General features: G+C 62.1%; 9 protein-coding genes. 2 read left to right on the top strand and 7 right to left on the bottom strand.

Annotated features, from left to right (window positions below):
- Window positions 1-296 precede the first annotated feature (296 nt).
- Together GOEFS_RS19475 and GOEFS_RS19470 are read right to left on the bottom strand one after the other, a co-directional pair.
- Entirely contained in the window at window positions 297-641 is a 345-nt protein-coding gene (locus tag GOEFS_RS19475) for a hypothetical protein (protein WP_007319669.1), read from the bottom strand.
- A complete protein-coding gene (locus GOEFS_RS19470; protein ID WP_083837375.1) occupies window positions 638-1,024 on the bottom strand; it encodes a hypothetical protein in 387 nt (128 codons plus the stop codon). Before GOEFS_RS19470 ends, GOEFS_RS19475 begins: the two co-directional genes overlap by 4 nt.
- 150 nt (window positions 1,025-1,174) lie before the next feature.
- Here GOEFS_RS19470 and GOEFS_RS19465 point away from each other — a divergent pair, with 150 nt between their 5' ends.
- On the top strand, window positions 1,175-2,353 hold the full coding sequence (locus tag GOEFS_RS19465; protein WP_007319667.1) for a zinc-dependent alcohol dehydrogenase: 1,179 nt from the start codon (window positions 1,175-1,177) through the stop codon (window positions 2,351-2,353).
- A 19-nt stretch (window positions 2,354-2,372) separates the two neighbouring features.
- Here GOEFS_RS19465 and GOEFS_RS19460 read toward each other — a convergent pair whose 3' ends face one another.
- A complete protein-coding gene (locus GOEFS_RS19460) occupies window positions 2,373-3,824 on the bottom strand; it encodes an aminotransferase class I/II-fold pyridoxal phosphate-dependent enzyme (protein WP_007319666.1) in 1,452 nt (483 codons plus the stop codon).
- A 171-nt stretch (window positions 3,825-3,995) separates the two neighbouring features.
- Here GOEFS_RS19460 and GOEFS_RS19455 point away from each other — a divergent pair, with 171 nt between their 5' ends.
- Entirely contained in the window at window positions 3,996-4,175 is a 180-nt protein-coding gene (locus GOEFS_RS19455) for a hypothetical protein (RefSeq protein ID WP_007319665.1), read from the top strand.
- Window positions 4,176-4,268: 93 nt separating this feature from the next.
- On the opposite strand, the gene GOEFS_RS19450 is transcribed toward GOEFS_RS19455, so the two are convergent.
- The 4 genes from GOEFS_RS19450 to GOEFS_RS19430 form a co-directional block, all read right to left on the bottom strand.
- Window positions 4,269-5,498, bottom strand: a complete 1,230-nt coding sequence (locus GOEFS_RS19450; RefSeq protein ID WP_007319664.1) for an NRAMP family divalent metal transporter — start codon at window positions 5,496-5,498, stop codon at window positions 4,269-4,271.
- Between the two features lie 5 nt (window positions 5,499-5,503).
- Complete coding sequence (locus tag GOEFS_RS19445; protein WP_007319663.1) at window positions 5,504-5,980, bottom strand: hypothetical protein; 477 nt, start codon at window positions 5,978-5,980, stop codon at window positions 5,504-5,506.
- Window positions 5,981-6,165: 185 nt separating this feature from the next.
- Window positions 6,166-6,612, bottom strand: coding sequence for an STAS domain-containing protein (locus GOEFS_RS19440; RefSeq protein ID WP_007319662.1), 447 nt, complete (start codon window positions 6,610-6,612; stop codon window positions 6,166-6,168).
- Window positions 6,613-7,256: 644 nt separating this feature from the next.
- Window positions 7,257-7,796 carry a DUF6328 family protein gene (locus GOEFS_RS19430; RefSeq protein ID WP_040525642.1) on the bottom strand — a complete coding sequence of 180 codons (540 nt, stop codon included), beginning with the start codon at window positions 7,794-7,796 and terminating at the stop codon, window positions 7,257-7,259.
- Window positions 7,797-7,839: the final 43 nt, after the last annotated feature.

Here is a 7,839-nt window from a genome sequence, read left to right as displayed (position 1 = left end):
TCATCGGAGGAGTAGGGCGGGCTGGCGACAATTTGGGTGGTCGAGTGCGCCCGACGAGCGCAGCGAGACGCGCGTGTATCGAGACGCACACGATACGCGACAACAACTGCGACACAAGAGTTTACGAGAACGGTCACCTGGTCTCGATACACCCGCCTCGGCTAGCGCCTCGCCGGGCACTCGACCATCAGACTGGAACCCGCCCGGCAGCAGACGCCGGGCGCTCGACCATCAGACTGGAACCCGCCCGGCAGCAGACGCCGGGCACTCGACCATCGGAGGAGAACCCGAGGTATTCATCGCCCATCGTCGTCGTCGAGTGCTACGTCACGGCGGCGAAAATCGCTTCGCAGCTTGAGAATTCGCGCCGCAGCATCGACGCCGGCAACATCAGACCAGTCGACGAAGAAGGAATCGCGGTGCATGAACCGCAACAACTGTTTGACCATCCATGGTCCCTTCATCTCGGTACGCTCATAGCCGAGAAAGGTCGACCGCACCCGCGGACTGATCACCACACCCACCACCGGCAACCCCGCTGCACAGAACTCGTCGTTGAGTTCGATTCTGAGATCGCTGACGAAGCCGACCGCCACGCCGTCGCAACGCGCGGAGGCACCGACCAGGTCTGACGAAATCAACGCCGGGCCCCCGGAATTCGTCCGATGACATGGTCACGCACCCATTCTTCGGGCCAATTCACCCGCATACCTTCGCGCCTCACGTTGAGTGTTAGCACTACGTCGATGTCCTCGACATCGGAGATCGACAAGCGGTCGAGCACATCGGCGCGCGGGATATCACCGCTGAGCCGGTTGAGCAGACCGCGGCCGGTGATTATGGCGGTAATTCGCGGGCGGCCGGTGGTTGACGAATTGTCTTCCGGCAGTTCAATTTCAACTTCGTCAACCACTCCGACGGGCCATCCCTCGCAATCGACGATCTGGCGGTCGAGCAGATGTGCGCGCAGGTCGATTCGACGCGCTCGCTTTTCGACGGCACCGCGGCTAACCACTCGTCTCATCACTCTGGACTACCCGGCCGCGCCGAAGACCAAACCAGCCATCGACAACCGTGATTCTTTCGGTCGCACGTGTTTGCCAACACCGCCGCCGGGGCACCCAAACTATGGGCCGTACCTACGACCCTCGAATCGAGACCCCTTGGAGGAACCATGCGCGCGGTCACCTGGAACGGTCGGCGCGACGTACGCGTCGACAACGTGCCCGACCCCATCATCGAAAAGCCCTCCGACGCCATCGTGCGAGTGACATCGACGAATATCTGCGGATCAGATCTACATCTCTACGAAGTTTTGACGCCGTTCATGTCCGCGGGTGACGTGCTCGGCCACGAAGCTATGGGGGTCGTGGAGGAAGTCGGAGCACAAACCGGCGACCTCAAGGTCGGCGACCGGGTGGTGATCCCGTTTCAAATCTCCTGCGGGCACTGCTTTATGTGCGACCAGCATCTGTACACCCAATGCGAAACCACCCAGGTACGCGAGGAGGGGACCGGCGCCGCGCTGTTTGGATACTCCAAGCTCTACGGTTCGGTTCCGGGCGGACAAGCCGAGTATCTCCGCGTGCCGCAAGCTCAGTTCACCCATATCAAGGTTCCGGACGGCCCGCCCGACAGCCGATTCGTCTATCTCTCCGACGTCTTACCCACCGCATGGCAGGCGGTCGAATACGCCGATGTCCCGCCCGGCGGCAGTCTCACCATCCTCGGGCTGGGACCGATCGGCGACATGGCGGCGAGAATCGCAGCGCATAAGGGCATACGGGTGATCGGTGTCGACCGGGTGCCTGCCCGGCTAGACCGCGTTGCCGGCCGAGGGATCGAAGTGATCGATCAGAATTCGGTCGATGATGTCGCTGGCGAGATCCGCGAGCGGACCGAAGGTCGGGGCACCGACGCGGTCATCGACGCGGTCGGGATGGAGGCGCATGGCTCACCGGTCGCGGGAGTTATGCAGCGCGCTACAGGACTACTGCCCGACACCATCGCCGAACCGCTGACCCGACGCGCCGGAATCGATCGGCTCACCGCGCTCTACCTGGCCATCGACATCGTCCGCCGGGGCGGCACGGTATCGCTGTCCGGAGTGTACGGCGGCGCAGCCGATCCCATGCCGATGATGACGATGTTCGACAAACAGATTCAGCTCCGAATGGGACAGGCAAACGTCAAGCGCTGGGTACCCGAGATCCGCCCGCTACTCGACGACGACGATCCGCTCGGCGTCGATTCGTTTGCCTCACATGAACTTTCGCTCGACGATGCCCCCGACGCCTACGATCGTTTCCAGCGCAAGGTCGACGGCGTCGTCAAGGTGATGCTGAAACCCTGACGAATATCGAGCGCCTGGTTCACCGGACTACCTTTACCGTGTCGAGTCGCGGATCCGTCGCATCGGGAAGATTCATTCCGGCGGCCAGACCCGACCGCAGATAGTCGAGTACTTCGTCATTGAGTAATTCGCCGGGTATCACCACCGGTATACCCGGCGGATAGGGCGTGATCTGTTCAGCGGCGACTCGCCCAGCGGCCTCGCCAACCGGGACGGCTTCGGTCTCACCGAAGAAGGCATCACGCGGAAGGATTCGTGTCGGCAATTGCAGGTCGCGGGGCGAAGGCTGTTCGATATGCGGACTGCGGTCGAAAGCTTTTGCGGCCGAAGGTAATTCGTTGAGTACATCCGCCAGTCGGTCGACGGTTGCGGAGCTGTCGGCGATCGACACGGTGGCGAGCACGCGCCGATGATCGCTGAGCCCCACGTCGATCCGGTGTACGCCACGGAGCCAGTCGGCGCATTGGTAGCCGGTCACGTCCAAATCGGCGACATCGATCAGTACCTGCAGTTCGTCAAGGTCATGGCTGGCTTGAGCGTGAAGGAGGTCGTCGTGCATCACGTGCATACCGGGAATCCGGTCGATTCGGTCTCGTAGCCGACGCGCCAAGTCAAGAGCCGTACCGAGTTCCTGGTGGCCGCGCTCCACCATCTGCCGTCGCCAACAATCCAGACCGGCGTAGATGAGTGCGCTCGGACTAGTCGTCATCAATAGGTCCGCGCAATCGGAGAGCCGTGAGAAGTCGATCAGTGACCCCTGCGTATGGAACACCGAACCTTGCTCGAAACCAGCACCCATCTTGTGCACACTCACCACGCACAGATCGGCACCCGCATCCATCGCCCACGTTGGTAGATCATCGTGGAACGGCAGATGTGCTCCCCATGCCTCGTCGACGATGAGCGGCTTGCCGAAGGAATGACAGACCGCCGCGATATCAGCGCAGGTTCCATAGGGAGTGGGGCTGACGATCAACATGCCCGCAGCGTCTGGATGCTGCTCCCATGCCGCTCGCACATCGTCGGGCGACGGCGGGTGAGTGAGATGTAGTCGGGTATCCCAGCGCGGCGCAACCAAGCGAGGCTGCAATCCGGAAAAGATCAACCCGGCCACGATCGACTTATGCGCGTCCCGGCTGACCAGCAGTTCCCCGCCCGGCCCGCCGGCAACGGCCATCATCGCCGCCTTTACCGAAAGCGAGCTGCCGCATGTTGAGAAAAACGCCTGCTCGGCGGACACGGCACTCGCCATCAGCCGTTCGGCATCAGCGAGTACCTGACCCGACATCCGCCGGTCATCGAGGCCGCCGGACACCAGGACATCGGCGCCGAACGCGTCGCGCCCGATCACGGACAGGGTCCGATCGTCCACGCCACGCCCTTGCCGATGACCGGGCGGAGTAAATCCGTATCTCTCCTCGAGATGGTATTTGGCCAACGCTTCTAGCAGTGGAGCGCGTGACTGGGACATCGGTTCGCTCTTCTGAGACATCAAATCCTCGCAATCGACGGTGACACGTGCCCACCGTCGAGTACCCCGATGCTCTGTTCTCACACATTCGGGTCGCCGAGAGTTTGAGCCGCGCCGATTCGGGGTATCCCGCGCAAATCCTCCCAAACACCATCCGCGGTAAGGAATTCCATGATCATTGAACCCGGCAAGCTGCTGCGCTTCACCGATAAGAACGGCCTCGGCATGACCTACATGGTGCACGCGGTGCGTCATTTCCCTATCGATTTCGTCGAACTGGAACCATGCAGCGGCGGGCCGCGCAAGACCATGCCGATCTCGATACTCGAAAAGTTGGCCCAGTCGGGCTAAGTCGTATGCCCCTGCCCGACAAGACAATTGAGACGATGCCAGCGTCAACCTACTCGACTATCGCCCTGCCAATTCGAGCGAACTCCGCGCCGGTCAGCGGCCCGCCCCAGTCACGACCAACAACGGGATCGCCGCTAGTGAGACCACGACGATAATCACCAGGAATGCTAAACCGGCCGCGTTCATCAGTCTCCCGTTCACCTTGTCGCCCATGTACTGAGGATCATTCGAAACGATGAGGATGGGCAGATAGGTCAATGGCAATGCGACCGCCGAGAACACCACCGAATATTCGGTCACCGCGATCGGGTCAACCCCAGTGGTGAGCAGTAGCGCCCCGGCCAGGATAAACAGGATGAGCGCCACGTGGAAGCGGGCGGCGTCCCGTGGTTTGTGCGCCTTTCCCCAAGACCATCCCGCGTATTGCGAGATCGTGTAACCGGTCGACAACGCCGTTTCCAACGATGCGCCCATCGTCGCGGCAGCGATGCCAATCAATGCGAACGCGACCGCGATCTGGCCACCGGCCTGCGCCACCGGCAATACAACTTCGGATAGGGAACTCACGCTAATCTCGGCCGGCATTAGCAAGAATGCCGCGCTGCCGGCCAGAGCGATTGACAGCAAACCACCCAGCGGAAATCCGATCAGCACATTGAGGCGGGCGGTCCCGAGGTCCTTGACGGTCCAACCGTCTTCGACAGCTCCGGAGGAGAAGAAAAAGACTTCGTACGGGGTCATCGCGGCACCGAACAGCGCCACCGCGTAGTACCAATACGTGAGGATCGATTCGCTCTCGGGTACCGACGGATGCAAGATGTGATGCACGACGTCGCCAGCCGGCGGGGCTAGCACAACAAATGTCACCGCGAATACCAGCAGGGACAGACCTAGGATCCCGGTGACGTTCTCCAGGACTTTGAATTTGACCCGCCACAAGACAATCCAGACCGCGAATGCCGCGACGGGCAGCAACATCAGCGGCGACACACCGGTCGCCAGTTGCAACGCAAGGGTGATGCCGCCAAGCTCAGCCGTCAGCGTGAGGGCGGTGACCAGTAACGACCCAATCAGGTTGAGGGCACCCATCCGTGGCCCAAGGCGCTCACGAATAATTTCGAAGGTCGCCCGGCCACTTATCGCGGCGACCCGTCCCGACATTTCCGCGAAGACACAAATCCCGAGCACGCCCAGCGGCACGACCCACACGAGCGACAATCCAAACCGAGAACCCACGACGGCATTGGTGACGATGTCTCCAATATCCAGAAATCCGCCGATGGCGGTGAGGACTCCCAGAGCCAAGGCGAAGATTTTTCGCATACCGGTCAGCCCTTGCCCGCCGTGGCGGAGGCAGGATCGTCGGCGACGTGCCGGAGACGATCGAGAATCCGACTCAAGGCCGACGCTGGTACATGCTGACCTTCGGGTGCCGAGCCGACGATCTGCTTGAATCCAACCAACACCTCGCAGGCAGTGCCGAGGTCGACCATCACCGCGTCACGCAGTTGCGCGTCATCGTGCGATTCGACCTTCAACGTGGCTGCCGCACCATATGCGGTGACGGCTTGACCGACCATATCGTCGACCAGCACCGTCAACTGCGACCGCCGGATCCGTCGATGCTCCCACGCGGTCAAACCGATCTGGGTAGAAGCCAGCGCACTTGCGGAGTCGGCGGCGACCTTTGACAATTCCCCCTGCGGTCCGCCTGGGGCACGGGCACATGCCGCGCCGCCAACGGCCGTCGCTGCGACGACGATTACCGCGACGGCTGTTCGCCGTATCCGACCGCTCAAGCGCACGGGACGCCTAATATGCCGCGCGGGCAAGCGGCCTGATGAACTGGGCGGCCGTACAACTAGCAGACTGCGCTGTGCTCACAGTTCCTCCTCTGGTCGACGCCGGGCGCGCTGGGAGCTCGGTCAGCGTTTACCGCCAACTAGAGGATTGCCCCTCATGTCACCGCGCCAAACATCGACGGAGAAACTTATGTCATGCGGTTAGGAGCATGTCCGCCTACCGCATCGAAAGCCTTTGGCAGCCAATCGAAGACGGGAATCAAGCAGGTGAGGCCGGTGCGACGCAGCGGGCGACTCACCGCGCGTCCGCCACTGACCGCCATCGCTCCGCCCGCGTTCGAAAGTAGCCGGGCGGCGTCTTGCAGAAGCGCGATGCCTTCGACATTGAGAAAGTCAACACCGGACATGTCTAAAACCAAGCGCCCGGTTCCGGTCGCACAGGCACTGGCTAGGTAACCGTCGAAATCCGCAATAGTGCCAGCGTCTATCGAGCCGGTGAACGTAGCGAGGGTAACCCCGTCAACCTCGGCGAACACCACGTCGCACTCTTTGACACTGGCCGCAGGAGGAGCTGCGGGCGAACCATTGATGAAAACTGCATCTTGCAAAGGATTGGTGGAGAGAAAATTTGCCACGGTGAAACTCCCGTTAACGGCGGCGGAACCGCCAGGACGGCTGTGGTGTCAACCGTGCTTTCGAGCCTAGCAACGCTTCACGCCGATGGCTACCTCGCAGCGTTTCGGTCACCAGGAAGGCGGGTATCCCAGGGTTCACAACCAGTCCGTAAGGAGCAACGCGATGTACCTCGCCGACACTAGCCCGCATCCTGACGGGACCGGCCCGATTCCACGGCCCCGGCCTCCCGCACCTGAGCCTGAACCTGTTGTGCCCCAACCTGATCCCCCCGTCCCCCCACCTGCCGAACCGGCACCGCCATCGCCGACGCCACCTATTCCGGATCCGAGCGTTCCTCCGCCGCCACCCGATCACACTCCACCCGTCGTCATTTAGATCCGGACGGCTGTAAAGTCGGCGATGCATTCGCCGAGCGAACCGGGACTGCGGTATCAGGTCCTGGCGGGTTGAGGCCGAAAACTGTTGCACAGCTTTGCGTTTGGGTTACGTGGTCTCGATACACCCGACTCGGCTAGCGCCTCGCCGGGCACTCGACCGACAGAAACAAGGCTCGGCCTAGGCGCCTCGCCGGGCACTCGACCAACGAAACGAAGACTCGGCAGGCGCCTCGCCGGGCGCTCGACCAGCGGAACGAAGGCTCGGCCTAGGCGCCGCGGGATTGACCTCGGCGACCCGCCGCGTGGATGGGCACCAACACCCAAAAGACGATGATGACACCACCGATGAGGACACCTGCCCCCGCGGCGATCCAGGCGGAATGTGTGGCGACCAACGCGATCATGGCGAGTGCGCCGGTAGTCGAAATCGCGACCATCACCAGACCCAGCAGCATATACCGATGTGCGGCCACCACCACGGTTGCCAGCCGGTGTCGCCGAAAGAGCAAGCGGTGCATAGGGATTGGCGCAAGGAGGAAGGCCACCGCGAGCATTGCGGCGCACACCGTGACCAGGTATACGATCCTGCCCCCGTCGCCTAGCTCGGAAAAGCCGTCCTGGAACGGCACGATCATCAAGAAACCGGCAAGCAATTGCACGCCAGTTTGCAAAACTCGAAGCTCCTGAACCAGCGAGCCCCAGTTGCGATCCAGGCGCTGAATCTCCGTCTCCCCCCGCGCCTTTCCGTTCCACCGCACCTCATCACGGTCGGTGCTGATGGGGTTGAGGCGCAATGCGTCGGCCATCGTGTGCACGGACTCATCACTTCCTTATATCGCTCCGTCCAGA

Origin of the sequence: Gordonia effusa NBRC 100432 (genome assembly GCF_000241305.1) — a bacterium.
In the GTDB taxonomy this organism is placed as follows: Bacteria; Actinomycetota; Actinomycetes; order Mycobacteriales; family Mycobacteriaceae; genus Gordonia; species Gordonia effusa.
Note: the sequence above shows the minus strand (reverse complement) of the source record. Positions and strands in the feature narration are given on the sequence as shown.